Below are 20095 nucleotides of genomic sequence, written 5' to 3'. Positions count from 1 at the left end.
GAAGCGAGGCATTGATAATAGTTATTGAAATAATAGAGTAATAAAGCTTTCGTATACTTTAATTTTAATAGTTGCTATCAAATTGTTTTAAAAAAGCGTCGGTTGGGAAAGCTGTTTGAGTTTGAAGCTTTTGCGATGAATGTCGCAATAACCGTATTGACGAATACGATTGACATGTAAAGCCGTACCGTAGCCTTTGTGCTTTTCAAAAGCGTATTCGGGATAAAGCGGTGCTAGTTCGTACATGTAACGATCACGCGAGACTTTGGCAAGGATACTGGCGGCACTGACTTCGGGAACGAGCGCGTCGGCTTTGACCATCGTTGAGATGCCCTCCACGCCGAACGTACAATTGCCGTCCATAAGAATGTCGTGCGTGCTAAAGTGTGCTTTGATGGTTTCGATCGCATGGCGTAAACAAAAACTGAGTCCTCGGGTATCGATCATAGCGTGATCGCAAAAGACGATTTTGGATTCGCTTTTTTCCAAAAGGGTTTCAAAAAGAGCTTCACGGTGCTTTTCGCTTAACAGTTTGGAGTCGTTGAGTCCTGCAACGGGTTCTTTGAGTACCGCGCCCGCCACGACAAGAGGTCCCGCCAAACATCCGCGACCCGCTTCGTCAATTCCGCATAACATGCCCTCTCCTTATCCAAGCTAAGGAAGTTTAATATAGATTTGCTAAAATTCACGAGATACCTTGCAAAGGTATACCGACAAGGAGAGCGTATGCTACATGTCAAAGAAGATTTGGACAAAGCGTTTAATAAAGAACTTTTCGTGATTAAAAACGATCTGTATTACCAACAAATCGACCTTCACAAAAACGGAAAAAAAGAGCTTTTGCGCGTCGATATTTCGTATAAACCGCACAGCACGCTTAGCGGTGATACCTACTCTTTGCGAAAAACGAAAGACGGGCGCTTGGTCGGGTTTATCGCCGATGCGATGGGCAAGGGCATCACGGCGGCTTTGACGGCGATGGCTACGACGCGTTTTTTGAACTACTTTTTTGACGAGATGGAAGAAGACTCTGCGTTTCATCTGGAAATCTGGACGAAAAAATTATTAAAGTTTATGCAAACCAATCTTTTTGACGAAGAGATTCTTTCGGTGTTGCTTATGGAGTACGACGTCCACACTTCGACGCTCAAGTATGCTTCATGCGGCATGCCTCCTTTTTTTATGATGGAAGAGAATCAAGCGTGTCAATCGATTCGAAGCAATAACCCGCCCTTAAGCATTTTTACCGAATCGATTCGTATCGGAACGCTTTCAACGCATGCTATCGTTAAAATGCTCTGTTACAGCGACGGATTGAGCGAAAGTCTTTTAAATGACGAAAAAGCGTACGCTTCGTGCGTCAAGCAAGATTTTATCGAAGCCTTTTGCGTAAAAGAGTTTCACGACAAGGTCAATACGCGCATCGGTAAAGGTGACGACGATTTAACCTATATCTTTATTCAACGACTCGAAGTCCCCAAAGCGTTTAAGACCTTACGCATCGAGAGCACGTACGAAGCGATCGACCAAGCGTTAATGGTTGTGGCGGATGATCTCAAAAGGGCCGCTATCGATCCTAAAACGTCCAGTCAAATTTTACTCACATGTTCGGAGCTTTTACTCAATGCACTGGAACACGGAAGTTTCGGTGTCGATAAAATGCGAAAAAATTATTTGATAGAGCACAATTTATTTGACGACGAGATGCAACGTCTTGAAGCTTTGCACCGCCGCAAAAAAATTAAAATCGTTTACGGACTCTTCCTCAACGGCAATCGCGAACTTTTTGAAGCAACGATTAGCGATCAAGGTGAGGGATTTGACACGATGGTGCTCAAAAACATCGTCATCAATCCTCATAAACTCAACGGACGCGGTTTTGTGATTATTCGAAAGCTTTTAGACCATTTTTATTTTAACAAAAAAGGAAACGCGATTACGATTCAAAAATTTATCACGCCCTCACGAGAGTTGTAGCGCCCATTCCCAAAACGGGATGATCGAAAAGCTCAGCCCTTCGATGTCTTGAGCACTTTCGCTGCTGAGCGTTACCACTTCGACGCGTTTAACATGTAAAGCCCAAAAGGAGGGTAAAAGTTTTTGAAGCCTTGCTTCAATGGCTTGCGTGGTGGAAAATCCCGCACACAAAATCGCCAAAGATTCTTCGGGCAGATAAAATTCGATACCTTCTTCGTAATAAATGATTTTATCGCGTTTGATCAGTTCTAAAAAGACCATATTTTCAAAGCGTTTCAAAAAATCTTTTTTAAAACTTAGTGCGTCTTTGAAGGTAAAATCGATCAAATAAACCTTTTTGTTAGCATTAGGTTGACGATACTTTTCCACTAAAAAAAGCAGCTTTTGATCTATGAGGTGCGTCGCGAGCGCATAGAGTTTATCTTTGGAAATCTTCGTCATACTTTTGAGATAGTTGTAGATTTGAAACAGCGAAACTTTTGAACCTTGCAATTCGCAAAAGCGTTTGTAGATTACATACTCTAAAGGATCTCTCAAAACGATATGCAACATCTCTTGCGTCAGTTTGGCATGTTCGCTTTCACTTTGTTGAATCAAATACGGAAACGTGCCCTGATCGGTAAAAAGGTTGAAAAGATGCTCGACATTAGAGTGTTTCTTGTCAAATGCCAAAAATTCTTCAAAATCCAGCGGATAAAGCGTGAGTGTTTCAAAACCTTGAAGAGGCTTACATGTAGAAGTGGAAGTCGAAATAATCGTCTCTTCGACGCGCGGCAATTCAAATGAAAAATCAAAATTTTCCACAATCAGCAGCCGGATGGAATGACGGCGGATAAAATCGTTTAAATGTTCGATAATTTCGCTTTTGTCGATGCGTTCGTCTGCCCAATCGAGATACAAATACTCTTTGAGTTCGTAATGGCTTAAATGATCAAGTATTAAAGAGGTTTTCCCGCTTTTACGAGGACCGTCTAAGACGACTTTTTTAGACTGAATTGAAATTTTACGATCAATAAACAAAGGATTTTTATGAGGTATTTCGTATAAAAATTGTAAAGATTCCATGGTTGACTCCTTGACGAATATCTTATAGTTTTCCTTTTTAAAAGGAAATAAAATAGACTTACTTCTATCAAAAAGCCCTATATTTCTTGACTTTTGCTATCTAATATAGTAAAATCATAGTCCTTTAATTAGGTCATCATCACGATGACAAGTTCTTTACAGGGGTCCTGAATGGAAAAAATTAGACTTAAACTCAAGGCGTACGACCATAGAGTTTTAGACAGATCTGTTGCAGCTATCGTCGAAGCTGTTAAACGAACTGGAGCCGAGATCGTCGGACCAATTCCTATGCCTACAAAAATCAAGCGCTATACGGTGCTTCGATCACCGCACGTAAACAAAACTTCAAGAGAGCAATTTGAGATGAGAATTCATGCACGTATGATTGACATCGTGTCTGCGACCACAGATACCGTTGATTCACTCATGAAACTTGATCTTGCGCCTGAAGTCAATGTTGAAGTAAGAGCAATGGGTAAATAAGGGGTAATGATGGAATATATTATTGAAAAAATCGGCATGAGCCGAACAATTGCAGTACCAAGCGTTCCTGTCACGTTACTCAGAGTATTGGATGCCAAAGTATGTTCGGTCGATGAGAACAAACGTGCTTTAGTTTCATATGTTAGTGGCAAAAAAATGAACAAAGCCATTGCGGGTCAGCAAAAAAAATACAATCTTTCTGCTGAATATAACCGCTTTGTAACGCTTGACGTTGCAAACCAAGAAGCCGGTGATTTAGATACGGCACCTTTGGGCGAAGCAAAAACGCTTAAAGTGTCTTTGAAAACAAAAGGTAGAGGTTTTGCGGGTGTCATCAAACGTCACAATTTTCAAGGTGGTCCAGGTGCACACGGTAGCCGTTTTCACAGAGCTCCCGGTTCAATCGGTAACCGCGAATGGCCCGGTCGCGTTCAACGCGGTAAAAAAATGCCCGGACACTACGGTAACACCCAAGTAACGGTCAAAAACGAAATTGTTTCTTTTGACGCTCAAAACGGTATTTTAGCCGTTAAAGGTTCCGTTCCCGGTGCCAATGGATCATTAGGTAAAGCAAGGATTGTTAAATGAGTAGCGCAATCGTATTAAACGAAAAATTTGAAAATGCCGGCACGATGGCTCTTCCGGAGACATACGGCGACATTCACTCACATAACTTATATTTGTATGTCAAATCATACCAAGCAGCGCTTCGCTCAAATACGGCAAACACGAAAACCAAAGGCGAAGTAAGCGGCGGCGGTAAAAAACCTTGGGCACAAAAAGGTCGAGGCGGCGCGCGTGCGGGTAGTAGAAGAAGCCCCGTATGGGTAGGCGGCGGTGCGGCATTCGGTCCCAAAGCCAATAAAAATTACGATCAAAAAGTAAACAAAAAACAAAAAAAACTAGCACTTGAATACGCTTTAAACGAAAAAGCGGCGAACAATGCGTTATTTGTTGTCGATTCGATTCGCGTAGAATCCGGTAAAACCAAAGAAGCGGCGCAAATCATTAAAACGCTTGGAACCAGAGATGCGTTGATCGTAAAAGAGTTGGTTGACGAAAAAACATTGTTAGCGTTTCGAAACATTCAAAACTGCTACCTTGTAGAAGCAAACGAACTCAATGCATATTTAGCAACGGCATTTTATGCGGTTGTTATCGAAAAATCAGTGCTTGAAACAATCACGAAAGAGGGCTAAGAATGGCTGATATTACTGATATTAAAGCAATCCTTTATACTGAAAAGAGCTTGAGCCTTCAAGAGAATGGCACGGTCGTCATCCAAACATCCGTAAGAATGACGAAAAACGGACTTAAAGAGGTTTTGAAAAATTACTTCGGTTTTACGCCGCTTAAAATCAATTCTCTTCGCGTTATGGGTAAAGTGAAAAAGTTTAAAGGCATTGAAGGCAAACGTAATGATTTTAAAAAGTTTTATGTTCAGTTGCCAGAGGGCGCTAAACTAGAGAATGTGGAGGCGTAATCATGGCAATAAAATCATTTAAACCATACACTCCGAGTCGTAGATTTTTAACAAGTCTTGATTCCGGCGATATTACCGCAAAAGCAAGCGTACCTTCACTTCTTGTGAAAATTGCTGCTACTGCGGGTAGAAATAACAATGGTAGAATCACCTCTCGCCATAAAGAAGCGGGAGCAAAAAAACTCTACAGAATTATCGATTTTAAACGTACAAAATTTAACATCGAAGGTACTGTTGCCGCAATCGAGTACGATCCGAACAGAAACTGTAGAATTGCGCTTATCAATTACGCTGACGGTGAGAAACGTTATATCCTTCAACCATCGGGCTTAAAAGTAGGCGATAAAGTTCAAGCAGCAGAGGCGGGCTTGGATATTAAACCGGGTAACGCAATGAAGCTCAAAAGTATCCCGGTCGGTACGATTTTACATAACATTGAACTTAAACCCGGCAAAGGCGGACAAATGGCACGAAGTGCCGGCGGTTACGCTCAACTTATGGGTAAAGAGACGCAATACGTTATGGTTAGACTTCCAAGCGGTGAAATGAGACAAATTTTGGCTGAGTGTATGGCTACAATCGGCGTCGTCGGAAATGAAGATTGGGCAAACGTCGTTATCGGTAAAGCGGGTCGTAACCGACATCGCGGTATTCGTCCTCAAACACGTGGTTCTGCAATGAACCCAGTGGATCACCCGCACGGTGGTGGTGAGGGTAAAACTAACTCGGGACGTCATCCTGTAACGCCATGGGGACAACCGACTAAAGGTAGAAAAACTCGTAAGAAAAAAGCGAGCGACAAACTGATTATTTCTAGAAGAAAAGGAAAATAGATGGCTAGATCGCTAAAAAAAGGTCCTTTTGTTGACGCTCATTTGTTGAAAAAAACACTCGAAGCAAAAGAGACAAAATCCAGTAAGCCGATTAAGACATGGTCTCGTAGAAGTACTATTATTCCTGATATGATCGGTTTAACGTTTAATGTTCATAACGGTAGAAACTTTGTTCCCGTATACGTCACGGAAAACCATATCGGTTATAAAATGGGCGAATTTGCTCCAACACGTACGTTTAAGGGTCACAAAGGCTCTGTTCAGAAAAAAATCGGTAAGTAGGTAAGAAGATGAGTAAAGCAGTATTAAAATTTATCCGTTTATCACCTACGAAAGCAAGACTCATTGCCCGTGAAGTTCAAGGAATGAATGCCGAATTTGCTATGGCAAGCTTAGAGTTCATGCCAAATAAAGGTGCGAAAGTTATCTCTAAAGTGATCGCTTCTGCCGTTGCTAACGGTGGATTTGAACCGAATGAAGTCGTTGTCGCTTCTTGCCGTGTTGATGCAGGTCCGGTACTTAAACGTTTTATGCCAAGAGCTAGAGGCAGCGCAGGCGGTATTCGTAAACCAACTTCTCATATTATGGTTGAAGTAGCAAAAGCAGCAAAGAAGGAAGACTAAGATGGGTCAAAAAGTAAATCCGATTGGTTTAAGACTTGGTATCAACAGAAACTGGGATTCACGCTGGTTTCCGGGTAAACAAACCTTAGCAACAAGTATTGGTGAAGATTATAAAATCCGAACATTTTTGAAAAAAGAGCTTTATTATGCGGGCGTGAGTCAAATTTTGATCGAGAGAACCGCTAAAAAGCTTAGAGTAACGGTCGTTGCCGCACGTCCCGGTATTATTATCGGTAAAAAAGGCTCTGACATCGAAAAATTAAGAGTTAAACTCAGCAAATTAATCGATAAAGACGTCAACGTCAACATTAAAGAAGAGAGACGTCCTCAATCTTCCGCACAACTTTGTGCCGAAAACGTTGCAATGCAGCTTGAGCGTCGTGTAGCGTTCCGCCGTGCGATGAAAAAAGTGATCCAAGGTGCCCAAAAATCAGGTGCAAAAGGTATTAAAATTTCAGTTGCAGGACGTCTTGGCGGTGCTGAGATGGCGAGAACGGAATGGTACCTTGAAGGACGCGTTCCTCTTCATACGCTTCGTGCAAAAATTGATTACGGTTTTGCTGAAGCGCACACGACATACGGTGTTATCGGTGTAAAAGTATGGATTTTTAAAGGTGAGGTTCTTGTAAAAGGGCTTGCTCCGGAAAAAGACGATGCACCTGAAAAAGAAAATACGCGTAAGCCAAGAGCACGTAGAGAGAGAGGTAAAAACTAATGTTAATGCCCAAACGTACGAAATATAAAAAGCAGATGAAAGGCCGCAATCGCGGTGAAGCCGGTAGCGGCGCATCTATCTCTTTCGGTGAAATCGGTTTAAAAGCCGTCGAAGCCGGACGTATCGATTCACGCCAAATTGAGGCGGCGAGGATTGCTTACACACGACATGTAAAGCGTCAAGCTAAAACATGGATTCGCGTATTCCCTGACAAACCTTTAACGGCAAAGCCGCTTGAGACCAGGATGGGTAAAGGTAAGGGTTCGGTAGATAAATGGGTTATGAATATCAAACCCGGCAGAATTATTTTCGAAATGGCAGGCGTTCCCGAAGAGTTGGCGCGCGAAGCGTTAACCCTTGCAATGCATAAATTGCCTTTCAAAACCAAGATCGTAACTCGAGAGAGCGAAAATGAAGTATATTGATTTAAACGGCAAAAGCACGTCAGAGCTTTTAGAGTTGTTGAAAGAGAAAAAGGTTCTTTTGTTTACGTTAAGACAAAAGCTAAAAACAATGCAACTGACTAATCCGAATGAGATTAAAGAAGTTAGAAGAGATATCGCACGTATTCATACGGCAATTTCTGCTCAAAACAAGTAGGAGTAACTAATGGCTTTAAAACGAGAGATTCAAGGCGTAGTTGTTCAGAAAACGGGTGATAAAACCATCACTGTTTTGGTAGAGAGACGCGTTATGCACCCACGATATCGTAAGTTCGTTAAGCGTTTCAAAAAATACTTAGTCCATGACGAGAGCAACCAAGTAAAAATCGGCGACACGGTAAGCGCAATCGAGTGCAGACCACTTTCAAAAAGAAAGTCTTTTAGACTGAGCGCAATCGTTAAAGTGGGAGTTGAATAATGATACAAAGTTTTACAAGATTAGCCGTAGCTGATAATAGCGGTGCTAAAGAGATTATGTGTATTAAAGTTCTCGGCGGTAGCAAACGTCGTTATGCGACAGTCGGCGACGTCATTATCGCTTCCGTTAAAAAAGCACTCCCTAGCGGTAAAGTGAAAAAAGGACAAGTGGTTAAAGCGGTTATCGTTAGAACCAAAAAAGAGATCCAAAGAGAAAACGGTTCATTGATTCGTTTCGATGAAAATGCTGCCGTCATTCTCGATAATAAAAGAGAGCCAATCGGTACACGTATTTTTGGACCCGTCGGTCGTGAAGTTCGTTATGCAAACTTTATGAAAATCGTATCTTTGGCACCGGAGGTATTATAATGGCGACAAAGATGAAAATTAAAAAAGGCGATACCGTAAAAGTTATCGCGGGCGACGATAAAGGCAAAGAGGCAAAAGTACTTCAAGTAATGCCTAAAACGTCTCAAGTCGTTGTTGAAGGTTGCAAAGTAGTAAAAAAAGCCATCAAGCCGAGCGAGAGCAACCCAAAAGGCGGTTTCGCGAATGTCGAAAAGCCGATTCATGTCTCTAACGTGGCTAAAGTAGAGGGTAAATAATGAATAGATTGCAAGAAAAATTTAATGCCGAAGTGCAACCGGCATTGGTTAAAGAGTTTAATATTACAAACCCTATGTTAGCTCCTAAAATTGAAAAAATCGTCATCAGCGTCGGTGCGGGTGAAGAAGGCAAAGATAGCAAACTTATGCAAAATATTGCCGATACGATCTCCTTGATTGCAGGACAAAAAGCGGTTATTACCAACGCTAAAAAATCCGTTGCGGGTTTTAAAGTGCGTGCAGGTTATCCCGTCGGTGTTAAAGTAACATTGCGTAAAGATAAAATGTATGCATTTCTCGATAAACTCATTTGTGTTGCCCTCCCCAAAGTAAAAGACTTTAGAGGACTTCCTAGAACGGGTTTTGACGGACGATCAAACTACAATTTCGGTTTAAACGAACAATTGATGTTTCCGGAAGTCGTGTATGATAATATTATGAAAACTCACGGTATGAATATTACAATCGTAACCACCGCTAATAATGACAAAGAAGCATTCAGACTTCTTGAGCTTATTGGCTTACCGTTCGTAAAAGGTAGTAAATAAGATGGCTAAAAAATCAATGATTGCAAAGGCTGCACGAAAGCCTAAGTTTCAAGTAAGAGCATACACGCGTTGCCAAATTTGCGGACGTCCACACTCGGTTTACAGAGATTTCGGTATTTGCAGAATTTGTTTACGTAAAATGGCGAATGAAGGTCTAATTCCCGGCCTCAAAAAAGCAAGCTGGTAAGGAAAAAGAGCATGATTAATGATCTCGTAGCAGATTCTTTAACAAGAATCAGAAATGCGTCAATGAGAAGACTTGACGTAACAAAATTAATGCATTCTAAGCTTGTGGAAGCAATTTTAGTGATTTTCCAAAACAAGGGTTATATCGAAAGTTTTAACGTTGTTGAAGAAGGTCCTAAAAAATTCATTAATGTCGTATTAAAGTATGACGCAAGAGGCAATCAAGTTATCAATGAAGTGAAAAAAATCTCTAAACCGGGTCGCCGCGTTTATAAGGGCTCCGATGAGATCAAACGCTTTAAAAACGGTTACGGTACGATTGTCGTTAGTACGTCAAAAGGTGTTCTCAGCAATGACGACGCGCACAAAGCAGGGCTTGGTGGCGAAGTTATTTGCAGTATTTGGTAATTAGCGCTTCTTTTATGGTATTCGATATCCATTCTAAGATGTAAGCTTATCGTAGACAAGTAAAAGGAAGAAAATGTCACGTATCGGTAAAAAACCTGTTAAGATACCAGCCGGTCTCGAAGTATCGGTGAGCGGTGATTTGGTAGAGTTTAAAAAAGGAAGTGTCCAAAAAGTATTGGATACAAAAGGTAATGTTGAGGCTAAGGTCGAAGACGGTGAACTCGTATTCGCTCCAAAAGGTAGCGATAGACAAAGCAGTGCTTTTTGGGGAACTTATCGCGCACTCGGTCAAAATATCGTTACCGGCTTAACCGAAGGCTTTAAAAAACAACTAGAGATTAACGGCGTTGGTTACAGAGCTGCCGTTAGCGGTAACGTCCTTGAGCTTCAACTCGGTTTTTCGCATCCGATTAACTATGAGTTTCCAAAAGACGTTCAAATCGTCGTTGAAAAAAACGTTATTACGGTTCAAGGTAACGACAAGCAAGTCGTGGGTCAGATTGCTGCCGAGATTAGAAGTTTTAGAGCTCCAGAGCCTTACAAAGGTAAAGGTGTTAAATATTCTGATGAAACTATTATCCGTAAAGCCGGAAAAACTTCTAAGAAGTAAAGGGTAGGGAATGAAAGCAAATATTTTAAAACGTAAACTTGCATTACGCGTTAAACGCAAAAGAAGAATTAGAGCCGATATTTCCGGTACGGAATTAAGACCTAGAATTTCCGTATTTAAATCGAATCGATATATCTACGCACAAGCCATTGACGATCTTAGCGGCGTAACGCTTGCAAGCGTTGACGGTAAAAAATTAGGATTTAATTCAAGTAAAGCCGGTGCGGCAGAAGTAGCAAAAGCGTTTGCCGAAACACTTAAGGCTAAGAACTTGACGCAAGTGGTTTATGACAGAAACGGTTATTTGTATCACGGCGTCATTGCTGCTTTTGCAGATAGTCTTCGTGAAAACGGCATAGTGCTGTAAAGATCAAAAAGAGGAAAACGATTCAATGGAAAAATATAACAGAGAAGAGTTTGAAGAAGTCATCGTTAACATCGGCCGCGTAACAAAAGTTGTTAAAGGCGGTAGACGTTTTAGATTTACAGCACTGGTCGTTGTTGGAAATAAGAAAGGTCTTGTTGGCTTTGGTTTCGGAAAAGCAAAAGAGGTTCCCGATGCAATTCGTAAAGCGGTTGACGATGCGTTTAAAAACATCGTTAAAGTGAACATTAAAGGTTCTACGATCGCTCATGACGTTGAAGTAAAATTTAATGCAAGTCGTATTATTCTTAAACCGGCAAGCGACGGTACCGGCGTAATCGCCGGCGGTGCAACGCGTCCGGTTGTTGAACTTGCAGGTATTAAAGATATCTTGACTAAGTCACTCGGTTCAAATAATGCTTCTAACGTGGTAAGAGCAACGATTAAAGCTCTTAGCATGATTAAAAGCTAAACGGCACAAAAGGACGAAACATGGCATTAGATAATCTTACACCCGCAGAAAATTCTACCAAAGAGATCAAACGCGTAGGTCGCGGTCAAGGTAGCGGTATGGGTAAAACGGCTAGCCGCGGTGCTAACGGTCAAAAATCTCGTACGGGTTATAAGCAAAAAAGAGGTTTCGAGGGCGGACAACAACCGCTTCAAAGAAGATTGCCGAAAGTCGGTTTTACTTCTAAAATCGAAAAACCTTACGTTATCAATATCGACAAAATTAAAGCCGTTGCCGATTTAAACGAAATTACGGTTGATGCGATTCGTACCGTTCATAAGATGGCAAGTACCGTCGTCAAAGTTAAATTAATCGGTGCGGGTGCAAAAGAGCTTGCCGCTAAGATTAAAGACGAAAACGTCGTTTTTACCGGAATGAGTAAATGAGCCAAGAACTTACTAAGAAGATTTTAGTAACGCTTGGTTTTATTTTTGCATACAGGATACTGGCATACGTGCCGGTTCCTGGCGTAAATCTTGATGTTATTAAAGAGTTCTTCGATTCTAACAGCTCTAACGCTCTTGGAATGTTTAATATGTTTAGCGGCAATGCTGCTCAACGCCTTAGCATTATTTCTCTTGGAATTATGCCTTATATTACTGCTTCGATTATTATGGAACTTCTCGCAGCCACCTTCCCCGCACTTGGAAAAATGAAAAAAGAACGCGACGGTATGGTTAAATACATGCAAATTATTCGTTATGCAACGATCGGTATTACGATTATTCAAGCAATCGGCGTATCGGTTGGTTTGGGTGGCTTAACGGGACGCGCAGGCGAAAGTGCTATTATGATCGATATGACGGTTTTTACGGCGATTGCAGCGGCTAGTATGTTAACCGGCACAATGCTTTTAATGTGGATCGGCGAACAAATCACGCAACGCGGTATCGGTAACGGTATTAGCTTGATTATTTTTGCGGGTATCGTATCGGGTATTCCTCATGCTATCGGCGGCACGATTAACCTTGTGAATACGGGTGAGCTCAACTTCCTCGTCGTTATAGGCATTTTAGCGGTTATTCTTGCAACGGTAGGCTCCATTATTTACGTTGAAATGGGCGAACGTCGTATACCGATTTCATATTCACGTAAAGTGGTACTTCAAAATCAGCATAAACGTATTATGAATTATGTACCGATTAAAATGAATTTGAGCGGTGTTATTCCTCCAATTTTTGCCAGTGCGATTTTGATGTTTCCTTCAACGATCATGCAAGCAAGTACTAATCCAATCGTTCAAGCCATTCACGATTTTTTAAATCCGAATAGCTATGTTTTTAATATCCTTACGTTCTTATTCGTGATTTTCTTTGCTTATTTTTATGCATCGATTGTTTTTAATGCAAAAGATATCTCCGAAAATTTGAAAAAACAAGGCGGATTTATTCCCGGTGTTAGACCCGGTGAAAGCACGGCTCTTTTCTTAAACGAAGTAGCCGGACGATTGACGCTTTGGGGTTCTATTTATTTAGGACTGATTTCGACTCTTCCGTGGGTTCTTGTAAAATTCATGGGCGTTCCTTTCTATTTTGGTGGAACGGCTGTCTTAATTGTCGTGCAAGTGGCACTGGATACGATGCGAAAAATTGAGGCACAAATGTACATGAATAAATATGAAACATTGAGTGCCGTCGGACTTTAATGCAATGGCTATTACGATAAAAAAACCGCAAGAGATCGCAAAACTTTCGCTGGCAAATCAAATCGTTGCAAAAACGTTAGAGTATCTTTCTACACAGATTCACCCAGGACTTAGTTTGAAAGAATTAAACGCTATGGGTGAATCTTTTATTCACTCTCACGGAGCACGACCTGCGTTTAAAGGTCTTTACGGTTTCCCCGCCGGGGTGTGTACTTCCGTCAACGAAGTGATTATTCACGGTATTCCCACGGATTATAAATTGCAAGAAGGCGATATTATCGGTTTGGATATCGGAACGGAAATTGACGGATGGTACGGTGACTCTGCCGTAACGTTAGGTGTCGGTACCATTTCAAAAACAGACGAAGCTTTGATTGCATGTGCCAAAGACGCGCTTTATTTCGCGATCGATATTATTGAACCGGAAATGCGCTTTAAAGAACTGAGTTATGCAATAGAGCAATTTATTCTCCAAAAAGGGTTTGTACCTTTGCGAGGGTTTTGCGGTCATGGAATAGGTCGAAAGCCGCATGAAGAACCTGAACTTCCGAATTATTTGGAAGGAATCAACCCTAAAAGCGGACCGAAGATCAAAAACGGGATGGTGTTTTGCATAGAACCGATGATTTGCCATAAAGACGGTACACCGAAAATCTTAGCGGATAAATGGTCGGTTGTTTCAAAAGACGGGTTGAGAGGTAGTCATTACGAGCATACCGTAGCAATAATAGACGGTAGAGCCGAAATTTTATCAAAAGCGTAAATTCACTAGGGAGGTAAAATGGCAAAAGACGACGTGATAGAGATTGACGGTAAGGTAATAGAAGCTTTACCCAATGCTACGTTTAAAGTTGAAGTACAAAATAGCCATGTGATTTTATGTCACATTGCCGGTAAAATGAGAATGCATTATATTAAGATAATGCCGGGAGATACCGTTAAAGTAGAGTTGACCCCGTATAGTTTGGATAAAGGGCGCATAACCTACAGATATAAGTAAATTATTAGTTTAAATTCTGTATAATTTACCCCTTTTGTAAAGCTGTGTGAAGAATAATCGAAAAAAGACCACTGTTTTTTCGATTGTTGGTTTGATATTACTCGTCAAACCTGTGACAGTTTAACTCAAAATTCCAGTGGAAAAAAAGTTCAGGAGTCACAATGAAAGTACGACCTTCTGTAAAGAAGATGTGTGATAAATGCAAAGTGATTAAACGAAAAGGTATCGTTCGAATCATTTGCGATAATCCAAAACATAAACAAAGACAAGGATAAGCATGGCAAGGATTGCAGGTGTAGACCTTCCAATGAAAAAGAGAGTAGAGTACGGGTTAACGTATATCTACGGTATCGGTTTAACAAGTTCTAGAGCGATTTTAACCGCAACCGGAATTTCATTCGATAAGAGAGTTCATGAGTTAAGCGAAGACGACGTTGCCGCTATTCGTAAAGAGATCCAAGCCGGATTCCAAGTAGAAGGTGATCTTCGTAAAAAAGTAGCGATGGATATTAAAGCTTTGATGGATATGGGAAGCTACAGAGGTCTTAGACATAGAAAAGGCTTACCGGTTCGCGGTCAAAAAACGAAGACGAATGCACGTACCCGTAAAGGTAAAAAACGCACCGTCGGCGCTAAAGCTAAATAACGAAGTCTCAAAGGGAAACAGATGGCAAAAAGAAAAGTAGTACGTAAAAAAGTTGTTAAAAAGAATATTGCGAAAGGGATTATTTTTATCTCAGCAACCTTTAATAACACTGTCGTAACTGTCACCGATGAGATGGGAAATGTCATTGCTTGGAGTAGTGCCGGTAGTTTAGGCTTTAAAGGAAGTAAAAAATCGACTCCTTATGCCGCACAACAAGCCGTAGAAGATGCACTCACTAAAGCAAAAGAACATGGTCTCAAAGAAATCGGTATTAAAGTTCAAGGCCCGGGCAGCGGTCGTGAAACAGCCGTCAAAAGTGCCGGTACAACAGAGGGCATCAAGGTATCTTTCTTGAAAGATATTACGCCTCTCCCGCACAACGGTTGTAGACCTCCAAAAAGAAGAAGAGTCTAATTTCTTTTCGGAGATATTGGCTAGAGATAAAACAAAATAATTTTTTCGTTTACGCAATAATTAGGAGAAAAAATGGCAAGATATAGAGGACCGGTCGAAAAGCTTGAGAGAAGACTTGGTGTTAGCTTGGCCCTTAAAGGTGAGCGCAGACTTGCTGGTAAGAGCGCACTAGACAAGCGACCGTATGCCCCGGGTCAACACGGACAAAGAAGAGCAAAAATTAGTGAATACGGGCTTCAATTACGAGAGAAGCAAAAAGCTAAATTTATGTATGGAGTTTCTGAAAAACAATTCAGACGTATATTTGACGAAGCAGCTCGCAAAGAAGGAAACACGGGTATTAACCTTGTTCTTTTAATCGAGAGAAGACTTGACAACGTTGTTTACCGTATGGGATTTGCGACGACGCGAAGATTTGCACGTCAGTTAGTTACGCACGGACATATTTTAGTCAACGGAGCTCGCGTAGATATTCCGTCTTACGTAGTTCGCGCCGGCGATAAAGTAGAAGTATGTGAAAAATCAAAAAATAACCCACAAGTTAAACGCTCTCTTGAATTGACGCAACAAACTGGTATCGTACCGTGGGTTGACGTTGAGAGAGAAAAAGCAATGGGTATTTTTACACGTATCCCAGAGAGAGACGAAGTAGTAATTCCGGTTGAAGAAAGATTAATCGTTGAGCTTTACTCTAAATAATAAAGTAGGTAGTAAATGAAAAAAATCAATACATCAGCTTACATGCCAACTGAAATTGAGGTAGAGAATATTGCAGCCAATAAAGTTCAGGTAAGTGCATATCCGTTTGAATCAGGATTTGCGATTACATTGGCACATCCGTTACGTCGATTGCTTTTAAGCAGTACCGTCGGATCTGCTCCAACGGCTGTAAAGATTGAAGGCGTAACCCATGAATTTGATAGCATGCGCGGTATGCTTGAAGATGTTGCACTTTTTATCATTAATCTTAAAAATATTCGTTTTAGAATTAAAGGCGATGAAAAACGCGTGGAAGTCAATTACTCGTTTAGCGGTCCAAAAGAGATTAAGGGAAGCGACTTAGCCAACGCACAAATCGAAATCGTTACGCCTGATACGTATTTGGCGACGATTAATGAAGATGCGGAGCTAAATTTTTCTTTGATTATCGAAAAAGGAATCGGTTACGTACCGAGCGAGAATATTCGAGGGTTAGTCGGAGACGATTATATAGCACTCGATGCATTCTTTACACCGGTTAAAAGAGCCGTTTACGATATTGAAAACGTTTTAGTCGAAGACAATCCCAACTATGAAAAAATCGTTTTTACGATTGAAACGGACGGTTTGGTCTCTCCGATTGAAGCATTTAAAAACGCTTTGGAAGCGATGTATGCGCAAATGTCCGTATTTAACGGTATTTTAGATATTGCAGTAGCTCCAAAAAGCGATAACTCGAACGACGGCGTCGAGTTTGGGAAATTGCTCCAAAGTATTGAAGAGTTAAACCTAAGCGCACGCAGCTTTAACTGCCTAGACCGTGCCGAAGTGAAGTACATCGGCGAACTTGCTTTAATGAGCGAGTTAGAGCTTAAAAACCTTAAAAATCTCGGCAAAAAATCGTTAGAAGAGATTCGAGACGTCATGGAAGAGAGCGGATATCCGGTCGGGTTTAACTTCCCGGACGATGCAGCAAGCTTGCTCAAGAAAAAAATTGAAGATTTAAAATCTGAAGCCAACGAGGGTTAATTTATGAGACATAAGCATGGATATAGAAAGCTTGGTCGTAGTTCTTCACACAGAGCGGCATTGCTCAAGAACTTGGCTATAGCGGTTATTAAATATGAGAAAATCGAGACGACGCTTCCTAAAGCTAAAGAGCTAAGAGGCTATGTTGAGAAATTGATCACAAAAGCTGGAGTTGGTGGCGATCATGCACACAAATTCGTTTTTGCGGCACTTCAAGATAAAGAGTGTACGAAAAAACTCGTGAATGAAATTGCTCCTAAATATTTAGAGCGAAACGGCGGATATACCCGTATCGTTAAAACAAGAATCCGAAAAGGCGATGCGGCCGCAATGGCATTTTTAGAACTCGTCTAAATCTGTATTCGGGAAAGAAAGATCCTCTTTCTTTCCTTCTCTACGTTAAAAAAATTTGTCCTTTCCTACTTTTATTCCTTCTTCATTAAGTCATTTTTAACGCAAACTATTGTTAAATTAGAAACATTTGCTATAGGAGAATTTATGATACCATTTAGTGACGAAGAGTTGCTTCCCGTTGTCGAAAAATCATTGGAAAAAATTAAGCCGATGCTTGCACTTGACGGAGGCGGTTTAACGCTTTTAGGCATTAAAGGCGGTCGTGTTTTTGTGCAATTACAAGGTGCATGTCAAGGGTGTGCTTCTAGTGGACAGACACTCAAATACGGCATTGAGAGACAACTTCGCATTGATATTCATCCCGAACTCGAAGTGGTAAATATTTTACCCGGATCGGAAGATCAATTCGATCAATAGGAGCAGAATGAATCCGCATTTTCAACAAGGCATTGAGTATTTCTACGAACGTCGTTTTACTGAGGCTATGCGTCATTTTGCGCTAGCACTTAGTGAAAATCCTCAAGATAAAGAGGCTCGTATAGGAGCTATTTTATGCGATATGGCATCGAGTAACGAAGAACAGGCAATGGCACTTTTTGAGTACTATTTATTGACGAAACAAAACGGCGCGCAAGACTGTGAAGATGTCATGGAAGAGATTATTAATTCCGTCGAAGAAAATAGCGATAAAATCGCACATCTTTTTAATCACAAAGATTTAGAGGCGCGTATTAATGCGGAAAACGGTATTAAATACGAAGATTTTATGGCGTTGATAGAATCACGCGGGAGTTTTAAAGAAGCTTTTGAAGACATTATGTTCTCTACGAAAGTAATTATTTCGAAAAAAGAGGATTTTGTCGACTTTCTTGCAAAATTGATCGACAACGGATTTATCGAAATGTCGCTTAACTACCTTGAGAGTGCCGTAACGCTCTTCCCGAACGACGAGCAACTTCTCTCTTTAATCAAAAAAGTTCAAAAATAAAGAGCCTATCGTGAAAATCGAGTTAAAAAATTCAGCACCGTTTTTACATGTAACGGATAATTCTAACGAGTGCGATGCTTCTAGCATCTTTGTCGTCACCGATTTGAACGCTTCGTATCGCCAAAGCGCGTTGGATCACGGTTGTGCGAAAGTTATTTCGCCTCAGGCTTGCTTGGAGCTTTTAGGAATCAATGACCGTATTAAAATTATCGGTATTACCGGTACGAACGGCAAAACGACGACGGCAGCCGCGATTTATTCGATTTTGCTTGATTTGGGAAAGAAAGCGGGTTTGCAAGGTACGCGCGGTTGTTTTATCAACGAAACCCGTATCGAAGACAAAAGTTTAACGACGCCGCCTATTTTACAAACGATTAAAAATTTGAAAACGGCACTAGACGCAGGATGCGAGTATTTTGTGATGGAAGTTAGTTCGCATGCGATTGTTCAAAATCGTATCGACGGACTCCCGTTTGCTTTGAAAATTCTAACGAACGTGACTCAAGACCATCTGGATTTTCATAAAACGATCGACGAATATATTGCCGTGAAAAGCCGTTTTTTTGAAGACGAGGGTTTAAAACTCATCAACAAAGACGAGAGCAATATTCGCTACAACCGTACGCAAGCGTTTAGTTACGGTATCGAGCATCCCGCCACGTATAAAATTCTTGCATATGCTCTTAAAGACGGCATTAGCGCGGCGGTTGCCAAAAACAATTCGGTGTACGAATTCGAATCGCCTCTGCACGGTTTTTTTAATCTCTATAACCTTCTTGCCGCCGTAAGCGCGATCGATTGTCTGGGTGTAGCCTCTATGGAAGCCATTTGCGAAGCCGTGGAAAACTTCGGCGGTGTGGAAGGACGTATGGAAGTCGTGAGTCGAGAGCCTTTGGTCATCGTCGATTTTGCGCATACGCCCGATGGTATGGAAAAAGTGATGGAAAGCATGAAAGACCAAAATATGATCGTCGTCTTCGGCGCAGGCGGCGATCGAGACCGCACGAAGCGACCGAAGATGGGAGCAGTCGCAGAGCGCTACGCTCAGAAAATTATCGTTACGAGCGACAACCCTCGCTCGGAGGAACCTCAAAGCATTATCGACGAAATCTTAGCGGGTATGCACGGTTCCCGACCGATTTACGTTGAAGCCGACCGCGCTTGCGCCATTGAAAAAGCGTTACGCCTTCAAGCACCGAACGAGGTGCTTTTAATCCTCGGAAAAGGGGATGAAACCTACCAAGAGATCGCCGGAAAAAAATATCCGTTCGACGATCGTGAAATCGTCAAAACATTAATCGCCGAATTGCCTAAGCAAAAATAGGGTAAAATTAAATAATTTTATTCATGAGGATTACAAAGCGATGACCCTAGAGATGCTGTACGCCAAAATTCATCGAGCGACGGTCACGGACGCCAACTTAAATTACGTCGGTTCCATTACGATCGATAAAGAACTGATCGAAGCCAGCCGCTTAAGAGTCGGACAAAAAGTCGAAGTCGTCAATATTAATAACGGAGAGCGTTTTACGACGTACGTGATCGAAGGAAAAGCCGGCGCAAAAGATATCTGTTTGAACGGAGCGGCGGCACGCAAAGCCCATGTCGGCGATAAAATCATTATTATTGCCTATGCTCATTTGAGCGAAGAAGAGCTCAAAACGTTTAAACCGACGGTTGCCTTAGTCGATGAAACCAATGCTTTGGTTGAAGTGCGAGATTATATCTGATGTTTGATAATTTTGATTTATCGAAAATGACCGCAATGCTTGAAGAGGCGCAAAAACAAGCGCAAAAAATGCAAGAAGAGGCTCAAAATAAAGAGTTTACGGCTAAAAGCGGCGGCGGATTGGTTCGCGTGAGTATGAACGGTTCGGGCGAAGTAATCGATATCGGTATCGACGATTCGCTTTTAAGCGATAAAGAATCACTGCAAATTTTGGTGATGAGCGCGATCAACGACGTGTTAAAAATGGTCGAAGAGAATAAAAAATTAGCCACGACTCAAATGCTCTCAAGCATTGGAGGATTCGGTACGAAAAGCTAAGG

General features: G+C 41.4%; 36 protein-coding genes and 1 pseudogene. 35 read left to right on the top strand and 2 right to left on the bottom strand.

What is annotated here, in order from left to right:
• Positions 1–87: 87 nt before the first annotated feature.
• Positions 88–636, bottom strand: coding sequence for a ribonuclease HII (gene rnhB, locus OA34_RS06260; protein ID WP_039673539.1), 549 nt, complete (start codon positions 634–636; stop codon positions 88–90).
• A 90-nt stretch (positions 637–726) separates the two neighbouring features.
• On the opposite strand from rnhB, the gene OA34_RS06255 reads away from it, so the two are divergent.
• Positions 727–1977 (top strand): ATP-binding SpoIIE family protein phosphatase, encoded by a 1251-nt coding sequence (locus tag OA34_RS06255; protein ID WP_039673537.1) that lies wholly within the window; start codon positions 727–729, stop codon positions 1975–1977.
• Here OA34_RS06255 and OA34_RS06250 read toward each other — a convergent pair.
• Positions 1963–3042 (bottom strand): ATP-binding protein, encoded by a 1080-nt coding sequence (locus OA34_RS06250; protein ID WP_039673534.1) that lies wholly within the window; start codon positions 3040–3042, stop codon positions 1963–1965. The genes OA34_RS06255 and OA34_RS06250 overlap by 15 nt on opposite strands.
• A 171-nt stretch (positions 3043–3213) precedes the next feature.
• On the opposite strand from OA34_RS06250, the gene rpsJ reads away from it, so the two are divergent.
• The 34 genes and pseudogenes from rpsJ to OA34_RS06090 all read left to right on the top strand — a co-directional run bounded on the left by rpsJ (position 3214) and on the right by OA34_RS06090 (position 20093).
• The gene (gene rpsJ / locus OA34_RS06245; RefSeq protein WP_012857732.1) at positions 3214–3525 is read left to right on the top strand and encodes a 30S ribosomal protein S10; all 312 of its coding nucleotides are present in this window, start codon (positions 3214–3216) and stop codon (positions 3523–3525) included.
• A gap of 9 nt (positions 3526–3534) precedes the next feature.
• Positions 3535–4113: a 50S ribosomal protein L3 gene (rplC, locus tag OA34_RS06240; RefSeq protein ID WP_039673532.1), complete on the top strand. Its 579-nt coding sequence runs from the start codon at positions 3535–3537 to the stop codon at positions 4111–4113.
• Complete coding sequence (gene rplD, locus OA34_RS06235; protein ID WP_039673530.1) at positions 4110–4724, top strand: 50S ribosomal protein L4; 615 nt, start codon at positions 4110–4112, stop codon at positions 4722–4724. The genes rplC and rplD overlap by 4 nt, the downstream gene beginning before the upstream one ends.
• Before the next feature lie 2 nt (positions 4725–4726).
• Positions 4727–5008 carry a 50S ribosomal protein L23 gene (locus tag OA34_RS06230; protein ID WP_039673528.1) on the top strand — a complete coding sequence of 94 codons (282 nt, stop codon included), beginning with the start codon at positions 4727–4729 and terminating at the stop codon, positions 5006–5008.
• A 2-nt stretch (positions 5009–5010) separates the two neighbouring features.
• Positions 5011–5841, top strand: coding sequence for a 50S ribosomal protein L2 (gene rplB / locus OA34_RS06225; protein WP_039673526.1), 831 nt, complete (start codon positions 5011–5013; stop codon positions 5839–5841).
• Positions 5842–6123, top strand: a complete 282-nt coding sequence (gene rpsS / locus OA34_RS06220; protein ID WP_039673524.1) for a 30S ribosomal protein S19 — start codon at positions 5842–5844, stop codon at positions 6121–6123.
• Between the two features lie 8 nt (positions 6124–6131).
• A pseudogene (gene rplV, locus OA34_RS06215) lies at positions 6132–6461 on the top strand (50S ribosomal protein L22); the annotation flags it as partial.
• Positions 6462–6465: 4 nt separating this feature from the next.
• Positions 6466–7179: a 30S ribosomal protein S3 gene (gene rpsC / locus OA34_RS06210; protein WP_039673520.1), complete on the top strand. Its 714-nt coding sequence runs from the start codon at positions 6466–6468 to the stop codon at positions 7177–7179.
• A complete protein-coding gene (gene rplP / locus OA34_RS06205) occupies positions 7179–7604 on the top strand; it encodes a 50S ribosomal protein L16 (protein ID WP_039673518.1) in 426 nt (141 codons plus the stop codon). Before rpsC ends, rplP begins: the two co-directional genes overlap by 1 nt.
• Complete coding sequence (gene rpmC, locus OA34_RS06200; protein ID WP_039673516.1) at positions 7591–7779, top strand: 50S ribosomal protein L29; 189 nt, start codon at positions 7591–7593, stop codon at positions 7777–7779. Before rplP ends, rpmC begins: the two co-directional genes overlap by 14 nt.
• Positions 7780–7788: 9 nt before the next feature.
• Positions 7789–8040: a 30S ribosomal protein S17 gene (rpsQ, locus tag OA34_RS06195; protein ID WP_012857722.1), complete on the top strand. Its 252-nt coding sequence runs from the start codon at positions 7789–7791 to the stop codon at positions 8038–8040.
• Positions 8040–8408: a 50S ribosomal protein L14 gene (rplN, locus tag OA34_RS06190; protein WP_012857721.1), complete on the top strand. Its 369-nt coding sequence runs from the start codon at positions 8040–8042 to the stop codon at positions 8406–8408. The genes rpsQ and rplN overlap by 1 nt, the downstream gene beginning before the upstream one ends.
• Positions 8408–8644, top strand: coding sequence for a 50S ribosomal protein L24 (rplX, locus tag OA34_RS06185; protein WP_039673513.1), 237 nt, complete (start codon positions 8408–8410; stop codon positions 8642–8644). Before rplN ends, rplX begins: the two co-directional genes overlap by 1 nt.
• Entirely contained in the window at positions 8644–9192 is a 549-nt protein-coding gene (rplE, locus tag OA34_RS06180) for a 50S ribosomal protein L5 (RefSeq protein WP_039673511.1), read from the top strand. The genes rplX and rplE overlap by 1 nt, the downstream gene beginning before the upstream one ends.
• 1 nt (position 9193) lies before the next feature.
• Positions 9194–9379: a type Z 30S ribosomal protein S14 gene (locus OA34_RS13600; RefSeq protein WP_012857718.1), complete on the top strand. Its 186-nt coding sequence runs from the start codon at positions 9194–9196 to the stop codon at positions 9377–9379.
• Positions 9380–9390: 11 nt separating this feature from the next.
• Positions 9391–9786: a 30S ribosomal protein S8 gene (gene rpsH / locus OA34_RS06175; RefSeq protein ID WP_039673509.1), complete on the top strand. Its 396-nt coding sequence runs from the start codon at positions 9391–9393 to the stop codon at positions 9784–9786.
• 73 nt (positions 9787–9859) lie between these two features.
• Entirely contained in the window at positions 9860–10396 is a 537-nt protein-coding gene (rplF, locus tag OA34_RS06170) for a 50S ribosomal protein L6 (protein ID WP_039673507.1), read from the top strand.
• A 10-nt stretch (positions 10397–10406) separates the two neighbouring features.
• The gene (rplR, locus tag OA34_RS06165) at positions 10407–10763 is read left to right on the top strand and encodes a 50S ribosomal protein L18 (protein ID WP_039673505.1); all 357 of its coding nucleotides are present in this window, start codon (positions 10407–10409) and stop codon (positions 10761–10763) included.
• 25 nt (positions 10764–10788) lie between these two features.
• Positions 10789–11232, top strand: a complete 444-nt coding sequence (gene rpsE, locus OA34_RS06160) for a 30S ribosomal protein S5 (RefSeq protein ID WP_012857714.1) — start codon at positions 10789–10791, stop codon at positions 11230–11232.
• A gap of 20 nt (positions 11233–11252) precedes the next feature.
• On the top strand, positions 11253–11657 hold the full coding sequence (gene rplO / locus OA34_RS06155) for a 50S ribosomal protein L15 (protein WP_039673503.1): 405 nt from the start codon (positions 11253–11255) through the stop codon (positions 11655–11657).
• Entirely contained in the window at positions 11654–12916 is a 1263-nt protein-coding gene (gene secY / locus OA34_RS06150) for a preprotein translocase subunit SecY (RefSeq protein ID WP_039673501.1), read from the top strand. Before rplO ends, secY begins: the two co-directional genes overlap by 4 nt.
• Positions 12917–12920: 4 nt before the next feature.
• Positions 12921–13679, top strand: a complete 759-nt coding sequence (gene map / locus OA34_RS06145) for a type I methionyl aminopeptidase (protein WP_039673499.1) — start codon at positions 12921–12923, stop codon at positions 13677–13679.
• A gap of 18 nt (positions 13680–13697) precedes the next feature.
• Complete coding sequence (gene infA / locus OA34_RS06140) at positions 13698–13916, top strand: translation initiation factor IF-1 (protein ID WP_012857710.1); 219 nt, start codon at positions 13698–13700, stop codon at positions 13914–13916.
• A 161-nt stretch (positions 13917–14077) separates the two neighbouring features.
• Positions 14078–14191 (top strand): 50S ribosomal protein L36, encoded by a 114-nt coding sequence (gene rpmJ, locus OA34_RS13595; RefSeq protein ID WP_060825270.1) that lies wholly within the window; start codon positions 14078–14080, stop codon positions 14189–14191.
• Between the two features lie 2 nt (positions 14192–14193).
• A complete protein-coding gene (gene rpsM, locus OA34_RS06135) occupies positions 14194–14562 on the top strand; it encodes a 30S ribosomal protein S13 (RefSeq protein ID WP_012857708.1) in 369 nt (122 codons plus the stop codon).
• Between the two features lie 21 nt (positions 14563–14583).
• Positions 14584–14976 (top strand): 30S ribosomal protein S11, encoded by a 393-nt coding sequence (rpsK, locus tag OA34_RS06130; protein ID WP_039673494.1) that lies wholly within the window; start codon positions 14584–14586, stop codon positions 14974–14976.
• A 72-nt stretch (positions 14977–15048) separates the two neighbouring features.
• Entirely contained in the window at positions 15049–15675 is a 627-nt protein-coding gene (gene rpsD / locus OA34_RS06125) for a 30S ribosomal protein S4 (protein ID WP_039673492.1), read from the top strand.
• Positions 15676–15690: 15 nt separating this feature from the next.
• The gene (locus tag OA34_RS06120) at positions 15691–16704 is read left to right on the top strand and encodes a DNA-directed RNA polymerase subunit alpha (protein ID WP_039673490.1); all 1014 of its coding nucleotides are present in this window, start codon (positions 15691–15693) and stop codon (positions 16702–16704) included.
• 3 nt (positions 16705–16707) lie between these two features.
• A complete protein-coding gene (gene rplQ, locus OA34_RS06115) occupies positions 16708–17058 on the top strand; it encodes a 50S ribosomal protein L17 (RefSeq protein WP_039673488.1) in 351 nt (116 codons plus the stop codon).
• A gap of 144 nt (positions 17059–17202) precedes the next feature.
• Complete coding sequence (locus OA34_RS06110) at positions 17203–17475, top strand: NifU family protein (RefSeq protein ID WP_039673487.1); 273 nt, start codon at positions 17203–17205, stop codon at positions 17473–17475.
• Positions 17476–17482: 7 nt separating this feature from the next.
• Positions 17483–18046 carry a tetratricopeptide repeat protein gene (locus OA34_RS06105; RefSeq protein WP_039673486.1) on the top strand — a complete coding sequence of 188 codons (564 nt, stop codon included), beginning with the start codon at positions 17483–17485 and terminating at the stop codon, positions 18044–18046.
• Positions 18047–18056: 10 nt separating this feature from the next.
• Complete coding sequence (locus OA34_RS06100; RefSeq protein ID WP_039673484.1) at positions 18057–19370, top strand: UDP-N-acetylmuramoyl-L-alanyl-D-glutamate--2,6-diaminopimelate ligase; 1314 nt, start codon at positions 18057–18059, stop codon at positions 19368–19370.
• A gap of 40 nt (positions 19371–19410) precedes the next feature.
• Entirely contained in the window at positions 19411–19776 is a 366-nt protein-coding gene (gene panD, locus OA34_RS06095; RefSeq protein ID WP_039673482.1) for an aspartate 1-decarboxylase, read from the top strand.
• Positions 19776–20093: a YbaB/EbfC family nucleoid-associated protein gene (locus OA34_RS06090; protein ID WP_039673480.1), complete on the top strand. Its 318-nt coding sequence runs from the start codon at positions 19776–19778 to the stop codon at positions 20091–20093. Before panD ends, OA34_RS06090 begins: the two co-directional genes overlap by 1 nt.
• The last annotated feature ends 2 nt before the right edge of the window (positions 20094–20095 follow it).

Source organism: Sulfurospirillum sp. MES (assembly GCF_000789415.1).
Taxonomy (GTDB): domain Bacteria; phylum Campylobacterota; class Campylobacteria; order Campylobacterales; family Sulfurospirillaceae; genus Sulfurospirillum; species Sulfurospirillum cavolei.
Note: the sequence above shows the minus strand (reverse complement) of the source record. Positions and strands in the feature narration are given on the sequence as shown.

Bases quoted from the DNA above. Each gene is read 5' to 3' on its own strand.
- rnhB (WP_039673539.1), bottom strand. From the start codon at position 636: ATGTTATGCGGAATTGACGAAGCGGGTCGCGGATGTTTGGCGGGACCT.
- OA34_RS06255 (WP_039673537.1), top strand. From the start codon at position 727: ATGCTACATGTCAAAGAAGATTTGGACAAAGCGTTTAATAAAGAACTT.
- OA34_RS06250 (WP_039673534.1), bottom strand. From the start codon at position 3,042: ATGGAATCTTTACAATTTTTATACGAAATACCTCATAAAAATCCTTTG.
- rpsJ (WP_012857732.1), top strand. From the start codon at position 3,214: ATGGAAAAAATTAGACTTAAACTCAAGGCGTACGACCATAGAGTTTTA.
- rplC (WP_039673532.1), top strand. From the start codon at position 3,535: ATGGAATATATTATTGAAAAAATCGGCATGAGCCGAACAATTGCAGTA.
- rplD (WP_039673530.1), top strand. From the start codon at position 4,110: ATGAGTAGCGCAATCGTATTAAACGAAAAATTTGAAAATGCCGGCACG.
- OA34_RS06230 (WP_039673528.1), top strand. From the start codon at position 4,727: ATGGCTGATATTACTGATATTAAAGCAATCCTTTATACTGAAAAGAGC.
- rplB (WP_039673526.1), top strand. From the start codon at position 5,011: ATGGCAATAAAATCATTTAAACCATACACTCCGAGTCGTAGATTTTTA.
- rpsS (WP_039673524.1), top strand. From the start codon at position 5,842: ATGGCTAGATCGCTAAAAAAAGGTCCTTTTGTTGACGCTCATTTGTTG.
- rpsC (WP_039673520.1), top strand. From the start codon at position 6,466: ATGGGTCAAAAAGTAAATCCGATTGGTTTAAGACTTGGTATCAACAGA.
- rplP (WP_039673518.1), top strand. From the start codon at position 7,179: ATGTTAATGCCCAAACGTACGAAATATAAAAAGCAGATGAAAGGCCGC.
- rpmC (WP_039673516.1), top strand. From the start codon at position 7,591: ATGAAGTATATTGATTTAAACGGCAAAAGCACGTCAGAGCTTTTAGAG.
- rpsQ (WP_012857722.1), top strand. From the start codon at position 7,789: ATGGCTTTAAAACGAGAGATTCAAGGCGTAGTTGTTCAGAAAACGGGT.
- rplN (WP_012857721.1), top strand. From the start codon at position 8,040: ATGATACAAAGTTTTACAAGATTAGCCGTAGCTGATAATAGCGGTGCT.
- rplX (WP_039673513.1), top strand. From the start codon at position 8,408: ATGGCGACAAAGATGAAAATTAAAAAAGGCGATACCGTAAAAGTTATC.
- rplE (WP_039673511.1), top strand. From the start codon at position 8,644: ATGAATAGATTGCAAGAAAAATTTAATGCCGAAGTGCAACCGGCATTG.
- OA34_RS13600 (WP_012857718.1), top strand. From the start codon at position 9,194: ATGGCTAAAAAATCAATGATTGCAAAGGCTGCACGAAAGCCTAAGTTT.
- rpsH (WP_039673509.1), top strand. From the start codon at position 9,391: ATGATTAATGATCTCGTAGCAGATTCTTTAACAAGAATCAGAAATGCG.
- rplF (WP_039673507.1), top strand. From the start codon at position 9,860: ATGTCACGTATCGGTAAAAAACCTGTTAAGATACCAGCCGGTCTCGAA.
- rplR (WP_039673505.1), top strand. From the start codon at position 10,407: ATGAAAGCAAATATTTTAAAACGTAAACTTGCATTACGCGTTAAACGC.
- rpsE (WP_012857714.1), top strand. From the start codon at position 10,789: ATGGAAAAATATAACAGAGAAGAGTTTGAAGAAGTCATCGTTAACATC.
- rplO (WP_039673503.1), top strand. From the start codon at position 11,253: ATGGCATTAGATAATCTTACACCCGCAGAAAATTCTACCAAAGAGATC.
- secY (WP_039673501.1), top strand. From the start codon at position 11,654: ATGAGCCAAGAACTTACTAAGAAGATTTTAGTAACGCTTGGTTTTATT.
- map (WP_039673499.1), top strand. From the start codon at position 12,921: ATGGCTATTACGATAAAAAAACCGCAAGAGATCGCAAAACTTTCGCTG.
- infA (WP_012857710.1), top strand. From the start codon at position 13,698: ATGGCAAAAGACGACGTGATAGAGATTGACGGTAAGGTAATAGAAGCT.
- rpmJ (WP_060825270.1), top strand. From the start codon at position 14,078: ATGAAAGTACGACCTTCTGTAAAGAAGATGTGTGATAAATGCAAAGTG.
- rpsM (WP_012857708.1), top strand. From the start codon at position 14,194: ATGGCAAGGATTGCAGGTGTAGACCTTCCAATGAAAAAGAGAGTAGAG.
- rpsK (WP_039673494.1), top strand. From the start codon at position 14,584: ATGGCAAAAAGAAAAGTAGTACGTAAAAAAGTTGTTAAAAAGAATATT.
- rpsD (WP_039673492.1), top strand. From the start codon at position 15,049: ATGGCAAGATATAGAGGACCGGTCGAAAAGCTTGAGAGAAGACTTGGT.
- OA34_RS06120 (WP_039673490.1), top strand. From the start codon at position 15,691: ATGAAAAAAATCAATACATCAGCTTACATGCCAACTGAAATTGAGGTA.
- rplQ (WP_039673488.1), top strand. From the start codon at position 16,708: ATGAGACATAAGCATGGATATAGAAAGCTTGGTCGTAGTTCTTCACAC.
- OA34_RS06110 (WP_039673487.1), top strand. From the start codon at position 17,203: ATGATACCATTTAGTGACGAAGAGTTGCTTCCCGTTGTCGAAAAATCA.
- OA34_RS06105 (WP_039673486.1), top strand. From the start codon at position 17,483: ATGAATCCGCATTTTCAACAAGGCATTGAGTATTTCTACGAACGTCGT.
- panD (WP_039673482.1), top strand. From the start codon at position 19,411: ATGACCCTAGAGATGCTGTACGCCAAAATTCATCGAGCGACGGTCACG.
- OA34_RS06090 (WP_039673480.1), top strand. From the start codon at position 19,776: ATGTTTGATAATTTTGATTTATCGAAAATGACCGCAATGCTTGAAGAG.